The sequence below is a fragment of the Micromonospora sp. ATCC 39149 genome, from assembly GCF_000158815.1.
Classification (GTDB): Bacteria; Actinomycetota; Actinomycetes; order Mycobacteriales; family Micromonosporaceae; genus Micromonospora.
In genome coordinates, this window is the sequence record NZ_GG657738.1 from 5,493,868 (window position 1) to 5,512,086 (window position 18,219).

The window sequence follows — 18,219 nt, forward strand, 5'->3', positions numbered from 1 at the left end:
GGGGGCCGCCCGCCGTGCATACCGCCCCGCTAGGGGGTTGCTAAGGGTGTTTGTCGACTGTGACCCGGATTACTTTCGAGGTGGACGGGGTCGTCACCGACCGCCGGGGGCGTTCTCTCTCCGCCCGTTCCGTTGCCGCGGAACCAGGTGTCGCCCCGTCGGCGATTCGCTCCGTGGTGACCGGTGTCCCTGGCGGAGCGACGAGCGACGGAGGTCGTGCGATGAACGTTTCCGATCCCGCCCCAACTGTCCGGACGACGGATCCCATCGTCAACGATGACGACCGGATCGTCCGGTCCGTGCCGGTCAGGACCATCAACGGCGAGGCCGCCGGCATCATCGACGTGGTGCTGGAGGGCGGCCCCGCCAACCTGCCGGCCGAGCTGCGCAGCCACCGGGTCTCACCGGTGGAGCACAAGATCAAGGTACGCCACTACGGGGGCTACGAGCACTTCGAGCGGGACTCCGCCGGGATCGGCGGCGACGTGCCGGTGGTCTTCCGCTGGACCGGCCGTACCAGAATCGCCGAGTAGGCCAGGTGGCGATACGGCCACGCCGGCCGACCCGCAGCTGCTGCTCGGGCGGGCGGTGGCGGCCGGAGCCGAGCTGGAACCGCCCGTCGGTGGGTCCCGGGACGTGGCGTTCCGGGGCCCGGCGGGCGCTGGGCAGCGCTGGGCAGTCGTCGGCGCGGCCCGGGCCGAGTAACGCCGCCTGCGGGGCGGCGGGTCAGGGCCGGTCGGGGGAGAGCCGGTGGGTCAGCGCCGTGTGCCGGCGACCGGTGCCCGCCGTACGCACCGCGATGGCCAACGCCTTGCGGGAGCCGGCCAGCACGACCAGCTTCCGGGCCCGGGTGACGGCGGTGTAGAGCAGGTTGCGCTGCAACATCGTGTACGCCCCCATGGTCACCGGCACCACCACCGCCGGGTACTCGCTGCCCTGCGACCGGTGCACGGTGATCGCGTACGCGTGCTGCAACTCGTCGAGCTCGTGGAACTCGTACCCGATGTCCTCGTCCTCGTCGGTGCGGACGGTCAGCGTCTGGTCGTCGAGGTCCAGGGCGGTGACCACGCCGACGGTGCCGTTGAAGACCCCGGCGGCGCCCTTGTCGTAGTTGTTGCGGACCTGGATGACCTTGTCGCCGACCCGGAAGACCCGGCCGCCGTGCCGTCGCTCCGGCGCGTCCTCGCGGTGCGGGGCGATCGCCTGCTGCAACAGCGTGTTCAGGTTCCCGGCGCCGGCCGGCCCGCGCAGCATCGGGGTGAGCACCTGCACGTCGCGTGGACGCAGCCCGAACCGGCGCGGGATCCGCCGGGCCACGATGTCGACCACCTGCTCGGCGGTTACCTCTGGCTCGTCGCTGGGGAAGAGGAAGAAGTCGGGGTGCTCGCCGAAGACCGGGGCCTGGCCGGCGTTGATCCGGTGCGCGTTGACCACCACGCCCGACTCCTGCGCCTGCCGGAAGATCCGGGTCAGCCGGACCCGGGGCACGCTCTCGGCGGCGAGCACGTCGCGCAGCACCTCGCCGGCACCGACCGAGGGCAGCTGGTCCACGTCGCCGACCAGCAGCAGGTGCGCGCCGGGCGGGACCGCCTTGACCAGCTTGTTGGCGAGGATCAGGTCGAGCATGGACGCCTCGTCGACCACCATCAGGTCGGCGTCGACCGGGTTGTCCCGGTCGAACGTGGCGTCCCCGCCGGGGCGTAGCTGGAGCAGCCGGTGCACGGTCGTGGCCGGGTGGCCGGTCAGCTCGGTGAGCCGCTTCGCCGCCCGCCCGGTCGGCGCGGCCAGCACGATCTTCGCCTTCTTCGCCGCCGCCAGTTCGATGATCGACCGGACGGTGAACGACTTGCCGCAGCCGGGGCCGCCGGTCAGCACGGCCACCTTGGAGGTCAGCGCCAGCCGTACCGCCTGTTCCTGCTCGGGGGCCAGGTCCGCCCCCGTCCGCGCCTTCAGCCAGGCCAGCGCCCGCCCCCAGTCCACGTCCGCGAAGGCGGGCATCCGGTCCACCCGGTCACCCAGCAGCCGCACCAGGCTCGCCGCGAGGGCCGACTCGGCCCGGTGGAACGGCACCAGGTAGACGGCCGGAATGACCGCACCCTCGCTGCTCGGGTTCGGCACCGCCTCGCGGACCACGCCGTCGGAGGTGGCCACGAGGTCGGCGAGGCCGGCGGCGACCAACTCCGTCGGGACCTCCAGGATCGTCGCGGCGTCGGCGACCAGGTTCGGCTCGGGCAGGTAGCAGTGCCCGCTGTCTGCGGCCTCGGAGAGGGTGTACCGGATGCCGGCGCGTACCCGCTGGGGGCTGTCGTGCGGGATGCCCACGGCCTTGGCGATGTTGTCGGCGGTGCGGAACCCGATGCCCCACACGTCGGCGGCGAGCCGGTACGGGTCGTCGCGCACGACGGCGATGGACTCGTCGCCGTATTGCTTGAAGATGCGCACGGCGTGCGAGGTGGAGACCCCGACGCCCTGGAGGAAGACCATTACCTCCTTGATGGCCTTCTGCTCCTGCCAGGCCGCGCCGATCGCGGCGGTGCGCTTGCGGCCGAGGCCGTGCACCTCGACCAGCCGGGCGGATTCCTCCTCGATGATCCGCAGCGTGTCCACCCCGAAGGCGGCCACGATCCGGGCGGCCATCTTCGGGCCGATGCCCTTGATCAGTCCCGACCCCAGGTAGCGCTCGATGCCCTGCACCGTCGCCGGCAGGACGGTGGTGCACTGGTGCACCTCGAACTGCCGCCCGTACCTCGGGTGCGAGCCCCACCGGCCGACCAGCCGCAGCCGTTCCCCGGGCTGCGCGCCGGGCAGCGGGCCGACCACGGTGAGCAGGTCGTCGCCGGAGCGGTCGGTGGCGACGCGGGCGATGGTGTACCCGGTCTCCTCGTTGACGTACGTGACGCGTTCCAGCACCGCTTCGAGCACGGTGCCGCGCGCGGGGGCACCCGGGCCCGCCGAGGGGGCGGAGACCGGTGCGGGCGGGGTGGTGGACATCGTGACGATGATGGCAGAACGCCCGCCGGGTGCCGGCCGCCGGGGAGACCGGAGACCCCGGCAGAAGGAGGAACGCGTGGAGGTCAACGACGTACTGACCGAGACCTACGGCCGGCTGCCCGCGTTGGTCCGCGCCGCGGTCGACGGTCTGTCCCCGGAGCAGCTTCGCCGCGCGCCCGCGCCCGGCGGGAACCCGGTGGGCTGGCTGGTGTGGCACCTGACCCGGGTGCAGGACCACCACGTCGCAGACCTGCTCGACGCCGAGCAGCTCTGGGCCACCGGCGACTGGGCGGGCCGGTTCGGGCTCGCCGCCGACCCCGACGACACCGGCTACGCGCACACCCCGGATCGGGTCGCCAGCGTCGCGCCGGAGAGCGCCCGGGTGCTCGTCGACTACCACGACGCGGTGGCGGAGCGGACCCGGGGATTCCTGGCCGGGCTACGGCCGGCGGACCTGGACCGGGTGGTCGACGAGGCGTGGGACCCGCCGGTGACCCTCGGGGTGCGGCTGGTCAGCGTCGCCGAGGACGACCTCCAGCACGTCGGACAGGCCGGGTACGTCCGCGGCCTGCTTCTGCAAGAAGGGGCCCGCCTGACGCATTCCGCATAGGGGGCCCCTCCTGACGCCGCCCGAGGCGAACACGCCCGCGCGTGCCTGCACCCCGGCGCCGAGGTCGTGCACCCAGCCGGCCAGGGCGGATTCACCCGGACCGGGTGAGCCGGGATCACCCACACCGCGGGGATGGTCGGCAGACGACGTGTGTTGTCCGGGAGGGAGGGCTGATGGCCGCATCGGCTGCGGACTACCTGTCCCGCTGCGTCGCGGGCCGCCACGACAATCTCCCCGAGACCATCAACGGCACGGTGCGCCTGGACCTCCACGACGAGGGCAGCACCGACCACTGGTTCCTCACGATCGGTGACCAACGGGTCGGGGTGAGTCGGTCGGCGGAGGCGGCGGACCTCGTCGTCGCGGGGGACCGGAAGGTGTTCGACCGGATCGTCGCCGAGGGCACGCACATCGGCGCGGCGCTGGTCCGCAACGACATCACCGCGCAAGGAGACCTGCGGCTGCTGATGCTGCTGCGGCGGCTGTTCCCCGGCCCGCCCGACGCCCGCCACCCCCGGCAGGTCGCCGCCGAGCGGGCCCCGACGTCCCGCGACGCGTCGGGGTTTGACCGGTCCCCGGAGCGGGGTGAGCGGCAGTGAAGCAGGAACTCGTGTCCGTGCTGACCGGAACCGCCTTCGCGGTCAGCGACGCGCAGGGCGACATGATGCCCGACCCGCGTGCGCCCGTCGGGCTCTTCACGTTCGACACCCGGTTCCTGTCCCACTGGGTGCTCACCGTCGACGGGCAGCGGCTGCAGGCGCTGTCCCGCGACGAGATGACGTACTTCGAGACCAAGTTCGTGCTCGTGCCCGGCGCCGCGAGCCACTACGTCGACGCCGACGTCTCGGTGATCCGACACCGGTCCATCGACGACAGCTTCAACGAGCGGATCGTCGTGCTCAACCACTCCGCCGAGCCGGCGGAGTTCACGGTTCGGATGGAGATCGCCTCCGACTTCGCCGACACCGTCGAGATCAAGGAACCGAGGGCGCGGCGGGTCGTCGTCACGCCGATGCCGGCCGAGGGCGAGCTGCGGCTGCGTTACCAGCGGGAGAGGTTCACCCGCGAGACCGTCGTGTCGTCCACCGCCCCGGTTGACGTGGACCCCAGCGGGATGACCTTCCGGATCCGGGTCCCCCCGAACGGCTCGTGGACGACCGACCTGCACATTGTCATGATCATCCAGGGGGCCGGGGCCCGGGACCTGCGGGCCAGCCTGGAGGCCCACCGCGAGCGGATCCGCCGGGACATGCGGGAGGACCTACGCCGTTGGCGGGCGCGGGCCCCCGAACTGGTCGCCGAGCGCGACGGGCTCCGCGAGGCGTACGAGGGGAGCCTGGCGGACCTCGCCGCGCTGCGGTTCGCACCGCTGTCGATCCGGGGCCGGTTGCCGGTGGGCGGCCTGCCGTGGGCGATGGCGCTGTACGGCCGGGACGCCCTGATCACCTGCCTGGAGACGCTCCCGTTCACCCCGGAGCTGGCCTCGGCCACCCTGCGGCTGCTCGCCCTCGGCCAGGGTGGCCAGCTCGACGACCACCATGAAGAGGAGCCTGGCAAGATCGTCGCCGAGTACCGCTACGGCGAGAGTGCGGTCTTCGGCGAGGCGCCCACCTACCTGCACTACGGCGCGGCCGACAACACCCCGCTGTTCGTGATCCTGCTCGACGAGTACGAGCGCTGGTCCGGCGACGCGGAGTTGGTCCGCGAACTGCGCCACGCCGCCCGGATGGCGCTGGACTGGATCGACGAGTACGGCAACATGACCGGCGACGGCTATGTGCGCTACCAGCGGCGCAACACCCGCTTCGGGCTGGTCAACCAGTGCTGGAAGAACTCGCCCGGCGCGATCGTCGATGCCGAGGGCCGGGAGCCGGCGCTCCCCCGCGCCACCTGCGAGCTACAGGGGTACGCGTACGACGCGAAGCGGCGCGGCGCCCGCCTGGCCCGCGAGTTCTGGGGCGATGCGGCGTACGCCGATCGGCTGGAACGGGAGGCGGCGGAGCTGAAGGCGCGGTTCAACCGGGACTTCTGGCTGCCGCACGGGGAGTACTACGCGCTGGCCCTGGGGCCCGACGGCGAGCCGTTCGACGCGCTCACCTCCAACATGGGTCACCTACTGTGGAGCGGCATCGTCGCCGAGGACCGGGCCGAGGCGGTGGCCCGGCACCTCGTCGGGCCACAGTTGTTCTCCGGGTGGGGGGTGCGCACCCTGGCCGATGGGCAGCTGGTGTACAACCCGGTCGGCCTGCACCTCGGCGCCGTGTGGCCGTCGGACAACGCGATCGTCGCGGCCGGCCTGCGCCGGTACGGCTACGACGAGGCGGCGGCCCGAGTCGCGGCCGGGATCTTCGACATGGTGGGGACGCTGGGCAGCCCGGTGCCGGAGGTGATCGCCGGCTACCACCGTGATTTCACCCGGTACCCGGTCCAGCTCCCGCACGCCGGCCGACCCCAGTCGTGGTCCTCGGGCGCGCTGCTGATGCTGCTCGGCACCATCCTCGGGCTGTCGCCCTGCGGGGAGAACCTACTGGTCAACCCGGCGATTCCGGAGGGCTTCGGGCGGATCGAGCTGCTCGACATCCCCGGCCGGTGGGGGCACGCCGACGCGTACGGCCGGGACCGGACGCTGGCCGGCCGGGGCCGCCGCCCCGGGCTGCGCTGACGAAGAGCGGGGCGGGGCGGCGGGTCGGGGCCCGGCGTCGACGAACGGGTACGGGCGCCCACCGCCCGCCGGGGGCGCTCAGCCCATGGTCTTCGCGCCGTCGATGGCCTCGCGGAGGATGTCGGCGTGCCCGGCGTGCTGGGACGTCTCGGCGATCACGTGCAGCAGCACCCGGCGCACCGACCAGCGTGCCCCGGGCTCGAACCAGGGGGCGAGGGGCAACGGGTGGGCGGCGTCCAGGTCGAGCGTGGCGATCAGCTCGTCGGTCGTGGCGGCCACCTGGGCGTAGCGGTCCAGCAATGCGGCCAGGGTGTCGTCGTCGCCCATCCGGAATTCGGCGGACCAGTCCGCCGGCTCGGCCCGCATCGCCTCGGCGCCGTCGACGGCGAACCGCAGCCAGGTCGCCTCCGTGAGTGCGACGTGTTTGATCAGGCCACCGAGGCAGAGCTCGCTGACGGTGCTGCGCAGCGCGGCCTGCGCGTCGGTGAGGCCGTCCACGGTCTTGCGCAGAAACCCGCGGTGCTGGCGCAGGGTCTGCAACAGGTCTGCCCGTTCGCCGGTGAGGAGCTGCACGGAGTTGGTCATGCGACCGTCCTTCCTAATCAGGTCCGACCAACCTATGCGGGCCCACCGACACTCCCGGCCACCCCGACGGTGAGCCGGCCGGTTCCCTCCGGTTGCCGATCCGCCCACGGCGCGGTCCACTGTCCACATGGGCGAGATCAGGGTGGGCACGTCCTCGTGGGCCGACCAGATGCTGCTCCGCTCCGGGTGGTACCCGCGCGCTGTCAACACCCCCGCCGGCCGCCTCGGCTTCTACGCCGAACGGTTCGGGCTGGTCGAGGTGGACACGTCGTACTACGCGGTGCCCGTGCCGGAGACCACCGCCGGCTGGGTGGCCGCCACCCCGCCGGGGTTCACCTTCGACGTCAAGGCGTTCAGCCTCTTCACCGGCCACCCCACGCCGGTCTCGGCGCTGCCCCGGGACCTGCGTCCGGCCGGCGGCCCGTCCCGGGTCCGCCGCCGGGACCTGCCCGCCGAGGCGTACGACGAGTTGTGGAACCGGTTCCGGGCGGCGCTGGAGCCGATCGCGGCGGCCGGCCGGCTCGGTGTGGTGCTCTTGCAGTTCCCGCCGTGGCTCGCGCGCGGCGCCGCCGCCGAGCGGCGCATCGTCGAAACGGCCGAGCGGCTACGCCCCTGGCGGGTGAGCGTGGAGCTGCGGCACGGTTCCTGGTTCACCGACGAGGCCGCGCTGCGCACGCTGAGCCTGCTGCGCGAGCACGACCTCTCCTTCGTCTGCGTGGACATGCCGCAGGGGTTCGCCTCGTCGGTGCCACCGATCCTGGTCGCCACCGCCGACCCGGCCGTGGTCCGGTTCCACGGCCACAGCGCCGCCTGGGGAAGCGGCGACAAGCAGGAAAAATTCCGGTACGCCTACGGCGAGCGGGAGTTGCGGGCCTGGTCGCAGCTGCTCGTCGAGTTGGCCGACGGCGTCGACGAGCTGCACGTGCTGTTCAACAACTGCTGCGGCGGCCAGGCCCAGCGCGATGCCGCCCGGTTGGTCGAGTTCCTCGGCCGGGCGGCCGTCGCGCCCGCCGGGGTCAGCCGCAGCGGCTGATCCCCTCGGTGCGCAGGCCGGTCGCCGACTCCCGGGCGTCGTCCGGCCGGTCACCGCCGGTGCTGCCGTCCGGGAAGGCGCGCCCCGACGGCGCGGGCCCGGGCGGCGCGCCCGCCCGGGCCCGCGCGCGCCGCTCATGCCCCGACCGTGGCCGGCGGGACACGAGCGGCAGGCGGTCAGCGGCCGGACATGGCGAGCTGGCGCTTGGCCGTGCCCATCGCCGCCACCTTGCCGATCGCCTTCGGCGCGCTGGCCAGCCCGCCGACCCGGCCCGAGCATCCCCCGGAACACCTGGCCGGGCCTCTGCTGCTCGCTCATGTACGCGGTGACCACCACCAGCGCGCCGGTGAGCGCCGGGACGGCCCACTGGAGCAGCTTCATCTGGCGCTGGCAGGAGGCGACGTCGACCGGCGTCTGCGGGTTCGGCTCGGTCGTCCCCCCGACCGACGGGCCGCCCGCCCGCTCCAGCCGCATCCCGAGCAGCCGGCTGTAGCCGGTGACCGCCAGCGCGCCGACCGTGAGGGCCGTCTTCACCGCGCTCATCCGGCCCACCCCGGACTGGGCGAGCATCCGGGGGCTCTCGGTCGCCAGCTCGCCGACCGCGCCGGCCAGGTGCGCCCCGATCGCCGCCGCGTTGACCGGCGTCCACCGGGCCCACCCCGCCGAGGCCACCGGGAGCCGCTGGGTCGAGTCGTTGATCTGTGTCGCCGCGCCGTTGACGCCGAGCGCCCCCATCAGCGAGCCGCCGAACCAGGCGGCCAGGCCGAGGTCGTGCATCGAGCGCAGGGCGGTGTGTCGTTCGGACATCTGATCCCCTTCCACCGTACGGGCGCTGCGGCATACCCGCCGATCGCCCGACTACGCACCGGGACCGGACGATCTCGTGGCGGGGGCGGATCTCGTCGGGCCAGATCAACACCTGGGCGGTCGGGTGGCCCGTCAGGCCCAACCGGCGGAGCGTCGACTTCTCCCCGACCGGCGACCTGGCCGCCGCGCCGTTCGTCGCCGGGCTCGGCAAGAAGCTCTCCGGCCGCAGGAAGGGGACCCTGCTATACCGAAGGCGTAACAGGGGCCCCTCCTTGCACTCCCGGTCAGCTGACGGTGATCGTTCCGTCGCCCGCGCGGACGCAGGCCACCGCCCGGGCGCCGGTGACGGCCGCCCCGGTCAGGCATCGGCCCAGCGCCTTGTGCCCGGCCACGTTCGGGTGCCACGACTCCTGGCAGGTCTGGAAGTACGTCACGCAGGTGTTCGCGATCCGCTCGATGTCGATCTTGTCTTTGCCGGCGAGGCTGGTCACGAAGGTGCCGCTCGGGCCGTCCATGAGCCGGATCGGCGTGGCGAGTGCCCCCGACGGGCTGGTCGGCTGCTCGCAGAGCCGGGCACCGTCGAACGCCCGCTGCACATTCAGGTAGACCAGGTCGTCGGCCCGGAACTCGCTGGCCAGGGTGTCGCGCACCGAGCGGACCAGGGTGCCCAGACCCGTGGAGAACCGGTGCCCGGGCGCCAGGCTGGCGCGGTGGATCGGGCAGCCGGCCGCGTACCGCTCGGCGCCGAGGTCACGGAACTTGTCCCGGTCGTCGGCCCGGTCGTCCTCCTCCCAGTAGTTCGAGGCGAGGTCGAACGGCAGCGGGTTGGTGTAGTCCTGGAAGACCACCCGGTGCTGGCCGTCGGCGTCGATCTGGTCGAGGGTGGCGAGAAGCTGCCGTACGGCCGCCGTGGTCTCCGCCGTGGCGGCGCTGAACTGGGCCGCGGTGGCCAGGTCGGCGTCGGTGCACGGCTCCTGCGGCACCGGCCCACCCAGGTACGCCCAGAACTCCCACCAGCCGGTCCACGCGTCGGCGATGAACCGGTTGGCGCACTTCTCCGCCACGCTGCCGAAGGTGAACGAACTGTTGTTCGAGCCGAGACCGACCAGCACCAGGTCGATGTCGTGGGTCTGACCGACCGCGCGGAGCTGGTCGAGCTGCGAGGCGACCGAGCGGCCCTGGGCCCGGTTGACCGAGGCGCTGGCGATGTCGTACGGCTGGCCGCCCGAGCAGGCCAGGTTGAACCGGTCGGTGATGCCCGGCAGGTCGGCCTGGAACAGCGACGCGTTGGGGGAGCGGTGGCAGAAGTACGCGTTGCTGTTCGGCGCGTCCCAGCCGGGAAAGCCCTGGCTGATGCCGTTGACGTCGACGACCGGGGAGTACGGGCCGGCCCCCTCGCCGCTGATGAAGCTGTCACCGAGCGCCACGGCCGCGGTGGGGAGGCCGGCCACCGCCGGGGCGGTTGGCGCGACGGCGGTCGACAGCGCCGCCGCCGCGACGGTCAGCACCGCCGCGAGCGCGGTACGACGGAATACGGACATGCGCGCCATCCATCCATGGAAATGTGGGAGTCTCTGCGAGGTGGTGATCACATCACGGCCGTGTGGCGGGCGTCAACGGGCGGTCACCCTCCGCAACCGAGGCCCGAGATCGGGTCGGCGGCCCGGGAACGACAGGGGTGGGCGGGCGCGGTGAAGACCGGACGGGCGGGCGGCGCCCGGCGGCCCGGGAACGACAGGGGTGGGCGGCGTGAACCGACGGCGCGTACCGTCGGGGGCGGGATGAACCGCGGCCCCGGCGGCGTTGACGCCCGGTGTCGGGGCCCGCAGGCCGGGTCCGACGGCCCCCACCGACGGCGGCGCGGCCCGAAGTGCGGGGTGCCGGCGTCCTGTCCCACCTCCCGGTTAGGCTCGCTGCGGCGCGCCGCGCGAGGTGATCGAGCCGGTGAGCGACACCACCACCGCCGAGACCTGGGAGTTCGACCAGTTGACCGCACAGCCTGAGACGCTCTACGGGGCCGACGACCTGACGCACCTCGAGGGCTTGGACGCCGTCCGCAAGCGTCCTGGCATGTACATCGGCTCGACCGACAGCCGTGGCGTGGGTCACCTCGTCAACGAGATCCTCGACAACTCCACCGACGAGGGTGTCGCGGGTCACGCCACGCGCATCGAGGTGATCCTGCACGCCGACGGCTCGGTGCAGGTCGACGACGACGGCCGGGGCATCCCCACCGACGTGCACGCCAAGTCCGGGATCTCCGGCGTCGAGCTGGTGCTCACCCGCCTGCACGCTGGCGGGAAGTTCGGCGGCTCCGGCTACAAGACCTCCGGTGGCCTGCACGGCGTCGGCGCGTCCGCCGTCAACGCCCTCTCCCGGCGCTTCGACGTCACCGTCCGGCGGGGCGGCAAGGTGCACGCCATGTCGTTCCAGCACGGAGTGCCCGGCGCCTTCGCCGGCCCCGGCCCCGACGCCGCCTTCACCCCCGGCCCCGGCCTGCAGATCGTCGGCGCGATGAAGCGCGGCCAGCGCACCGGCACCTCGATCCGCTACTGGCACGACGCCCGGTACTTCGAGACCGGTGCCTCGCTGGACGCCGAGGCCGTCCGGCTCAAGCTGCGCAACACCGCGTTCCTGGTCCCCGGCGTGAGTTACCTGCTGCGCGACCACACGGGCGAGGAGCCGGTCGAGGAGACCTTCCACTTTCCCAACGGCCTCACCGACATGGTCGAGTTCCTCGCCCCGGCGGGCGACCGGCCGGTCTCCGGCACGCTGCTGGTCACCGGCGAGGGCACCTACCGGGAGAACGCCGCCGACGCCAACGGCGTCATGCAGTCCAACGTGCAGCGCCGGGCCGAGGTCGAGATCGCGTTCCGCTGGGGCACCGGCTACGAGCGCACCGTCGAGTGCTTCACCAACACCATTCGCAACGCCCACGGCGGCACCCACCGCAAGGGCTTCGAGCGCGCCCTGGCCCGTGCCCTCGCCGACGCGGCTCGCGCCGCCCGGGGCCTGCTGCGACCCAAGGAGGACGCGCCCACCCTGGACGACGTCCTGGAGGGCATGACGGCCGTCGTGCACGTGCGGATCCCCGAGCCGCAGTTCACCTCGCAGACCAAGGACGAGCTCTCCACCGCCGGCATCACGAAGGTGCTTCAGGGGCTGGTCGAGGCGCACGTCAAGGCGTGGCTGGAGGACCGCCGCACCAAGGCCGAGGCCCGTACGGTGCTTCAGAAGATCGTCGACGCGGCCCGGGTCCGGCTGACCCAGAAGCAGCAGAAGGACGCGGCCCGCCGCAAGACGGCGCTGGAGGGCGCGTCGATGCCGGCGAAGCTGGTCGACTGCCGCGCGTCAGGCATCGACAGAAGCGAACTGTTCATCGTGGAGGGGGACAGCGCTCTCGGGACGGGGCGACTTGCCCGATCCGCCGAATATCAGGCGCTTCTTCCGATTCGCGGCAAGATCCTCAACGTGCAGAAGGCCAACCTCCAGCAGGTGCTGGACAACGCCGAGTGCGCCGCCATCGTCCAGGTGCTCGGGGCCGGCTCCGGCCGCACCTTCGACCTGGCGTCAATGCGGTACGGCCGCGTGCTGATCATGGCGGACGCCGACGTGGACGGCGCGCACATCCGTACCCTGCTGATCACCCTGTTCGCCCGGTACATGCGCCCGCTGATCGAGGCCGGCCGGCTCTACGCCGCGATGCCACCCCTGCACAAGATCACCACCAGGGGGCGCAACCCGCAGACGATCTACACGTACACCCAGGCGGAGATGGAGGCGACGGTCCGCAAGCTGGAGAAGGCCGGCCGGCAGATTGTCACCCCGATCCCCCGGTTCAAGGGGCTCGGCGAGATGGACGCCGACGAGCTGTGGGAGACCACGATGAACCCGGCCACCCGGGCGGTCCGCCGGATCACCCTCGACGACGTCGACGCCGCCGAGCGGATCCTGGAGTTGCTGATGGGGGAGAAGGTCGAGCCGCGCCGCAACTGGCTGATCGAGTCCGCCGACCGGGTCGACCGGGACGCGATCGACGCATGAGGACCGACCCCCGCCCGACCCCGGCCCGCCGGGGGAAGCGCCGCCCGACCGTGGCCCGCCGAGGAGAGAGCTGAACCATGGCACGTCGTAAGAACACCGGTCCCAGGGCGGACCTGGCAGCCTTCGACCAGGCCGGCGCGCGGGTCTTCGACAACCCGCTGGTCACCGAGGTCTCCGACTCGTACCTGGAGTACGCGTTCTCGGTCATCCACTCCCGCGCCCTGCCCGACGCCCGAGACGGCCTCAAGCCGGTGCACAGGCGCATCCTCTACTCGATGCACGAGGCGGGGCATCGCCCCGACCGGGCGCACGTGAAATCGGCCCGGGTGGTCGGCGACGTGATGGGCCGATACCACCCGCACGGCGACACCGCGATCTACGACGCGATGGTCCGCCTGGCCCAGGACTTCTCGCTGAACGTCCCGCTCATCGACGGGCATGGGAACTTCGGTAGCCCGGACGACGGCCCGGCTGCCGCGCGTTACACCGAGGCCCGGATGTCCCACGAGGCGATGCTGCTGGTCGGCGAGCTGGGCGAGGACACCGTCGACGTCGAGCCGAACTACGACGGCTCGCTCACCCAGCCGACAGTGCTGCCGGCCGCGTTCCCCAACCTGCTGGTCAACGGCGCGTCCGGGATCGCGGTCGGGATGGCGACCAACATGATCCCGCACAACCTGGCCGAGGTCGTCTCCGCAGCCCGATGGCTGATCAACCATCCGGACGCCGACCTGGACAAGCTGATGGAGTTCGTTCCCGGCCCCGACCTGCCGACCGGCGGCGTGCTGCTCGGCCTCGACGAGGTGCGCCGGGCGTACGAGACGGGGCGCGGCGTCGTGCGCATGCGCGGCCGGGTGGAGATCGGTCCCCTGGAGGGCAGCCGGGGCCGGCAGGCCATCACCGTGGTCGAGTTGCCCTACGGCGTCGGCGCCGAGAAGGTGATCGCCGCGGTCACCAACGAGGTCAACAAGACCAAGCGGCTCACCGGCATCGCCGACGTCAAGGACCTCACGGACCGGGAGAACGGCACCCGCCTGGTCATCGAGTGCAAGGTGGGAGTCAATCCGCAGGCGCTGCTGGCCGACCTGTACCGGCTCACCCCGCTGGAGCAGTCGTTCGGCGTCAACAACCTGGTCCTCGTCGACGGGCAGCCGCAGACCCTGGGGCTGAAGGCGCTGCTGGAGGTCTTCCTGCGGCACCGCTACGACGTGGTGACCCGGCGCAGCGCGTACCGGCGGCGCAAGCGGCAGGAACGGCTGCACCTGGTCGACGGCCTGCTGATCGCCCTGCTCGACATCGACAAGGTGGTCCGGCTGATCCGGAGCAGCGACGACGCCCAGGCCGCCAAGGACGGCCTGATGCGCCAGTTCAAGCTCTCGGACATCCAGGCGAGCTACATCCTGGACACTCCGCTGCGCCGGCTGACGAAGTTCGACCGGATCGAGCTGGAGGCCGAGCAGGAGCAGTTGCGCAAGGAGATCGCCCAGCTCTCCACCATCCTGGACGACGAGAAGGTGCTGCGGAAGGTCGTCTCCGACGAACTGGCCGCCGTGGTGAAGAAGTTCGGCACGGAGCGGCGGACCACGCTGGTCGACGGGGACCTGAAGGAGGTGCTGGCCGCGTCCGCGCCGGCGGGTCCGCTGGAGGTGGCCGACGACCCGTGCCAGGTGATCCTCTCCGCCACCGGGTTGGTCGCCCGGACCGCGGCCGAGTCGGAGGAGGCCGCCGAGGGGCGCCGGCGTAGCGGCCGGGTCAAGCACGACGCGGTACGTGCCCTCGTGCACTCCACGGCCCGGGGCCGGGTGCTGCTGGTGACCAGCGCCGGCCGGGCGTTCAAGATCGACGTGCTGCCGTTGCCGGTGCTGCCGGAGCAGGCCGGCACGGTGTCGTTGCGCGGTGGCATGTCCGCCGCCGAGCTGGTGCCCCTGGAGCCGGGGGAGTCGGTGGTGGGGCTGGCGCCGCTTGGGCCGACTGCGGAGGGCTCGCCGGGGCTGGCGTTGGGCACGCGGCAGGGCGTGGTGAAGGTGTGCGCCCCCGACTGGCCGGTGCGTTCCGACGAGTTCGAGGTCGTCGGGCTGCGCGAGGGCGACGAGGTGGTCGGGGCGACCTGGCTCGCCGACGGTTCGGAGACACTGGCCTTCGTCTCCTCCGAGGCGTCGCTGCTGCGCTTTCCGGCGTCGCTGGTGCGCCCGCAGGGGCCGAAGGGCGGCGGCATGGCCGGCATCAACCTGCCGGCGGGGGCGCGGGTGGTCTTCTTCGGCGCGGTCCGGGAGGACGATCCGTCCCACGGCGAGCCGATGGTGGTGACGTCCACCGGAGCGACGGTGAAGGTGACCCCGTTCGAGGCGTACCCGGCGAAGGGGCGGGCGACCGGCGGGGTGCGTGCACAGCGGTTCCTCAAGGGCGAGACGGACCTGGTGGTTGCCTGGATCGGCCCTCGGCCGGTCGGTGCGACGGCGACCGGCGACCCCGTGGAGCTGCCTCCGGCCGATCCGCGCCGCGACGGCAGCGGCTTCGCGGTGATGCTGGGGCCGACGGTGGTCGGCCACCAGATCGAACGCAACTGACCTCATCCCTACCCCCGCCCCTGCGATCAACTCAGGGGGCGGGGGTGCGGAGGCGGGTGGCCAGGCGCATGCCGTGGTAGACCACCAGGGCGGCGGCGGTGCCGAGGGCGATGCCGTTGAAGGAGAGGTCGCCGGTGGCCAGGGTGTAGTTGGCCGCGCCGATGATCAGGGCGACGGCGGCGGTCATCAGGTTGACCGGGTCGTGGAAGTCGACCCGGTTCTCGATCCAGATCCGCGCGCCGAGGACGGCGATGAGGCCGTACAGGGCGGTGGTCGCGCCGCCGAGCACCCCGGCCGGCACGGTGAGGATCAGCGCGCCGAACTTCGGGCTCAGGCCGAGCAGCACGGCGGCCATCCCGGCCACCCAGTACGCGGCGGTCGAGTAGACGCGGGTCGCCGCCATCACGCCGATGTTCTCCGCGTACGTGGTGGTGCCGGAGCCGCCGCCGGAGCCGGCGAGCACCGTGGCCAGGCCGTCGCCGAGGAACGCCCGGCCCATGTCCCGGTCGAGGTTGCGGCCGGTCATCGCGGCGACCGCCTTGACGTGCCCGGCGTTCTCCGCGATCAGCACGAGGATGACGGGGATCACGAGCACCGTCGCACGCAGGCTGAAGCTCGGCGCGTGGAACTCGGGCAGGCCGATCCACGCCGCCTCGCGCAGCCCGTCGACGGCCTTCGGGTCGAGGCCGCCCAGGGCGGCGGCGAGCAGCCAGCCGACGACCACGCCGAGCAGGATGGACAGCCGGGCCGCGAAGCCTCGGAACGCCACCGTGGCGAGCAGGATCGCGGCCAGGGTGAGCACGGCGATCAGCGGCTGGGCCTTCACGCCGGTGCCGCTGCCGCCCCCGTCCCAGGCGACGGGGGCGAGGTTCAGCCCGATCAGCGCCACGATGGCGCCGGTGACCACGGGCGGCATCAACGCGTCGATCCAGCGCGCCCCGGCGAGCTGGACGACGAGGCCGACGGTGGCCAGGGCGGCGCCGGCCACGACGATGCCGCCGAGCGCGGGGCCGATGTCGCCGCCGGCCTTCGCGGCCAGCACCGGGGCGATGAACGCGAACGACGACCCGAGGTACGACGGCAGCCGGTTGCCGGTGATCACCAGGAAGAGCAGGGTACCGACGCCGGAGAAGAACAGCGTGGTGGCCGGCGGAAAGCCGGTGATCAGCGGCACGGTGAAAAGGTGGCGCCGAACATCGCCACCACGTGCTGCACACCGACGCCGAGGGTGCGCGGCCAGGAGAGCCGCTCGCCGGGGTGGACCACGTCGCCCGGGCTGACGGAGCGGCCGTCGCCGTGCAGGGACCAGGGGGACCAGCGGGAGCGTGCTTCGGTGGGGGTCTGGGTCATGGCGCGCCCTTCGCGTCGACGGCGGTGAGGGGCGTGGACCCTGGAAGTGTTTCTAGCAGAGGGCGTGTTCTTGGCGCGCGGGCAGCCAGCGCTCGTGTCCGGCGTCGGGCCGCTCGTGTCGCCCCGCGTCGGGCCGCTCGTGTCGCCCCGCGTCGGGCCGCTCGTGTCGCGCGTCGGTGCCCGCGTCTGGCACCGGTACCGGGAGTTCCTCTCGGCCCCTATGGAGCTGCCCCGGATGTGCGCCCAGAGGTGGCCGGACACTCCGGGTCGCCGACTGATGGCGCTGCGACTGATGGCGCTGCGACTGATGGCGCTGCGCTGCCAGTAGCACAAACGGGGCAGCTCCATAGGGGCCGAGGCCGATGCCCTCGGCGCCCGGCCCGCCCGGCAACACACGCCCGGTGTGGGCGGCGCTCAGGCGACCCCGGCCGGGCGGAACTGGACGCTGACCCGGGGCCCGACCGGGCGCGCGGTCTTCGGGATCGCGTGCTCCCAGGTGCGCTGGCAGGAGCCGCCCATCACCACCAGGTCGCCGTGGCCGAGCGGGAAGCGCAGGCCGGGCCCGCCGCCGCGCGGGCGCAGCAGCAGCGGGCGCGGCGAGCCGAACGAGACGATGGCGACCATGGTGTCGGTGTGCGCCCCGCGGCCCAGGGTGTCGCCGTGCCAGGCGACGCTGTCGCGCCCGTCGCGGTAGAGGCACATTCCGGCGGTGACGAACGGCTCGCCCAGCTCCGGGGCGTAATGCGCAGTCAGGGCCGCCCGCGCCCGGGTGAGCACCGAATGAGGCAGCTCCCGGTGGCCGGCGTACCAGCAGAGCAACCGGGGAACGTCGACCCGCGCGTCGTACATCGTGCGGCGCTCGGCCCGCCAGGGCACGTCGGCGAGCAGCACGTCGAGAACCGCGTCGGAGCCGCGTACCCAGCCGGGCAGGTGGTCCACCCAGGCGCCCCGGCCCAGCGGGTGCCGGCGCAGCCCGGCGAGCGGGCCAAGCCCCGGGCCGTCGTCGGTGAGGTCGAGCATGGACGGCTGGTAGGCGCCACCGGACATGTCCGCAGCCTACCTGGCTTTTCGTACACGCGTGCGAGTGCGCGGTCTGGCCTGTCACCCGCCGGTCACCTGCCGCACACGTGGGCGTAGCCGCCCGTCGCCGGGACGGGTCTAGCGTGGTTGCGCTCCGCCCGGCACCGGGTGGGCGTCGCCGGTGCCGCGAGGGGACCCACCCATGCGGAGCCGGCTCCCCACCGCCGCGAGGAGGCCGCCCGTGCAGGGTCAGCTCACCACCGCTCTGGCGGCCGTGCCCCGGCGGGCGGTGCCCGGCCGCCCGGCCCGCCCCGCCCGGTGGCTGGCGGCCTGGCTCGCCGCCGCGTGGCTCGGGCCCCTGCTGGCGTACGCGGCGGGCCTGGCCGGCGTGCTCCCACTGGTGCTGCTCGGTCTGACGGCCGGGCTGCTGCGCAGTGGCCGGACCCTGCTGGACCGGCTGGTGCTGGCCGGTGGGCTGCTGGCCGGCGCGACGTGCGCCGCCGGGCTGCTAATAACTCCGCCTGGCCGTGGGGGCTGCACCCGGTCCCGG

The 18,219-nt window shown here is 73.0% G+C and carries 15 protein-coding genes and 1 pseudogene; 10 read left to right on the forward strand and 6 right to left on the reverse strand.

What is annotated here, in order from left to right:
- Window positions 1–299: 299 nt before the first annotated feature.
- The gene (locus tag MCAG_RS24115; RefSeq protein WP_036377930.1) at window positions 300–533 is read left to right on the forward strand and encodes a DUF5988 family protein; all 234 of its coding nucleotides are present in this window, start codon (window positions 300–302) and stop codon (window positions 531–533) included.
- A 193-nt stretch (window positions 534–726) separates the two neighbouring features.
- On the opposite strand, the gene MCAG_RS24120 is transcribed toward MCAG_RS24115, so the two are convergent.
- Window positions 727–2,991 carry an ATP-dependent RecD-like DNA helicase gene (locus tag MCAG_RS24120; RefSeq protein ID WP_007075577.1) on the reverse strand — a complete coding sequence of 755 codons (2,265 nt, stop codon included), beginning with the start codon at window positions 2,989–2,991 and terminating at the stop codon, window positions 727–729.
- A 76-nt stretch (window positions 2,992–3,067) separates the two neighbouring features.
- On the opposite strand from MCAG_RS24120, the gene MCAG_RS24125 reads away from it, so the two are divergent.
- From MCAG_RS24125 to MCAG_RS24135, 3 genes are all read left to right on the forward strand, one after another.
- On the forward strand, window positions 3,068–3,601 hold the full coding sequence (locus tag MCAG_RS24125; RefSeq protein WP_036375020.1) for a DinB family protein: 534 nt from the start codon (window positions 3,068–3,070) through the stop codon (window positions 3,599–3,601).
- A 173-nt stretch (window positions 3,602–3,774) separates the two neighbouring features.
- Entirely contained in the window at window positions 3,775–4,200 is a 426-nt protein-coding gene (locus MCAG_RS24130) for an SCP2 sterol-binding domain-containing protein (RefSeq protein ID WP_007075579.1), read from the forward strand.
- Window positions 4,197–6,263, forward strand: coding sequence for a glycogen debranching N-terminal domain-containing protein (locus tag MCAG_RS24135; protein WP_007075580.1), 2,067 nt, complete (start codon window positions 4,197–4,199; stop codon window positions 6,261–6,263). Before MCAG_RS24130 ends, MCAG_RS24135 begins: the two co-directional genes overlap by 4 nt.
- Before the next feature lie 78 nt (window positions 6,264–6,341).
- On the opposite strand, the gene MCAG_RS24140 is transcribed toward MCAG_RS24135, so the two are convergent.
- Window positions 6,342–6,848, reverse strand: coding sequence for a DinB family protein (locus tag MCAG_RS24140; protein WP_007075581.1), 507 nt, complete (start codon window positions 6,846–6,848; stop codon window positions 6,342–6,344).
- Window positions 6,849–6,975: 127 nt separating this feature from the next.
- On the opposite strand from MCAG_RS24140, the gene MCAG_RS24145 reads away from it, so the two are divergent.
- From MCAG_RS24145 to MCAG_RS33895, 3 genes are all read left to right on the forward strand, one after another.
- Window positions 6,976–7,881 carry a DUF72 domain-containing protein gene (locus tag MCAG_RS24145; protein WP_036375023.1) on the forward strand — a complete coding sequence of 302 codons (906 nt, stop codon included), beginning with the start codon at window positions 6,976–6,978 and terminating at the stop codon, window positions 7,879–7,881.
- Between the two features lie 325 nt (window positions 7,882–8,206).
- A complete protein-coding gene (locus MCAG_RS33890) occupies window positions 8,207–8,374 on the forward strand; it encodes a hypothetical protein (protein WP_198141618.1) in 168 nt (55 codons plus the stop codon).
- A 24-nt stretch (window positions 8,375–8,398) separates the two neighbouring features.
- Complete coding sequence (locus MCAG_RS33895; protein ID WP_198141619.1) at window positions 8,399–8,692, forward strand: hypothetical protein; 294 nt, start codon at window positions 8,399–8,401, stop codon at window positions 8,690–8,692.
- 280 nt (window positions 8,693–8,972) lie between these two features.
- Here MCAG_RS33895 and MCAG_RS24160 read toward each other — a convergent pair whose 3' ends face one another.
- A complete protein-coding gene (locus tag MCAG_RS24160) occupies window positions 8,973–10,229 on the reverse strand; it encodes a hypothetical protein (protein ID WP_007075584.1) in 1,257 nt (418 codons plus the stop codon).
- Window positions 10,230–10,674: 445 nt separating this feature from the next.
- On the opposite strand from MCAG_RS24160, the gene MCAG_RS24165 reads away from it, so the two are divergent.
- A complete protein-coding gene (locus tag MCAG_RS24165) occupies window positions 10,675–12,732 on the forward strand; it encodes a type IIA DNA topoisomerase subunit B (RefSeq protein WP_036377932.1) in 2,058 nt (685 codons plus the stop codon).
- A gap of 77 nt (window positions 12,733–12,809) precedes the next feature.
- The gene (locus tag MCAG_RS24170) at window positions 12,810–15,299 is read left to right on the forward strand and encodes a DNA topoisomerase (ATP-hydrolyzing) subunit A (protein WP_007075586.1); all 2,490 of its coding nucleotides are present in this window, start codon (window positions 12,810–12,812) and stop codon (window positions 15,297–15,299) included.
- 31 nt (window positions 15,300–15,330) lie between these two features.
- On the opposite strand, the gene MCAG_RS24175 is transcribed toward MCAG_RS24170, so the two are convergent.
- From MCAG_RS24175 to MCAG_RS24185, 3 genes are all read right to left on the reverse strand, one after another.
- The gene (locus tag MCAG_RS24175) at window positions 15,331–16,473 is read right to left on the reverse strand and encodes a uracil-xanthine permease family protein (protein ID WP_232290259.1); all 1,143 of its coding nucleotides are present in this window, start codon (window positions 16,471–16,473) and stop codon (window positions 15,331–15,333) included.
- Complete coding sequence (locus MCAG_RS35170) at window positions 16,464–16,649, reverse strand: hypothetical protein (RefSeq protein WP_232290260.1); 186 nt, start codon at window positions 16,647–16,649, stop codon at window positions 16,464–16,466. Before MCAG_RS35170 ends, MCAG_RS24175 begins: the two co-directional genes overlap by 10 nt.
- Window positions 16,650–17,063: 414 nt before the next feature.
- Window positions 17,064–17,696 carry an alpha-ketoglutarate-dependent dioxygenase AlkB gene (locus MCAG_RS24185; RefSeq protein ID WP_007075588.1) on the reverse strand — a complete coding sequence of 211 codons (633 nt, stop codon included), beginning with the start codon at window positions 17,694–17,696 and terminating at the stop codon, window positions 17,064–17,066.
- A 214-nt stretch (window positions 17,697–17,910) separates the two neighbouring features.
- Here MCAG_RS24185 and MCAG_RS33900 point away from each other — a divergent pair.
- Window positions 17,911–18,219 (forward strand): annotated as a pseudogene (locus tag MCAG_RS33900) (hypothetical protein); the annotation flags it as partial.

Coding starts and splice junctions, on each gene's coding strand:
- MCAG_RS24120 (WP_007075577.1), bottom strand. CDS start 2,991: ATGTCCACCACCCCGCCCGCACCGGTCTCCGCCCCCTCGGCGGGCCCG.
- MCAG_RS24130 (WP_007075579.1), top strand. CDS start 3,775: ATGGCCGCATCGGCTGCGGACTACCTGTCCCGCTGCGTCGCGGGCCGC.
- MCAG_RS24140 (WP_007075581.1), bottom strand. CDS start 6,848: ATGACCAACTCCGTGCAGCTCCTCACCGGCGAACGGGCAGACCTGTTG.
- MCAG_RS24145 (WP_036375023.1), top strand. CDS start 6,976: ATGGGCGAGATCAGGGTGGGCACGTCCTCGTGGGCCGACCAGATGCTG.
- MCAG_RS24160 (WP_007075584.1), bottom strand. CDS start 10,229: ATGTCCGTATTCCGTCGTACCGCGCTCGCGGCGGTGCTGACCGTCGCG.
- MCAG_RS24170 (WP_007075586.1), top strand. CDS start 12,810: ATGGCACGTCGTAAGAACACCGGTCCCAGGGCGGACCTGGCAGCCTTC.
- MCAG_RS35170 (WP_232290260.1), bottom strand. CDS start 16,649: ATGACCCAGACCCCCACCGAAGCACGCTCCCGCTGGTCCCCCTGGTCC.
- MCAG_RS24185 (WP_007075588.1), bottom strand. CDS start 17,696: ATGTCCGGTGGCGCCTACCAGCCGTCCATGCTCGACCTCACCGACGAC.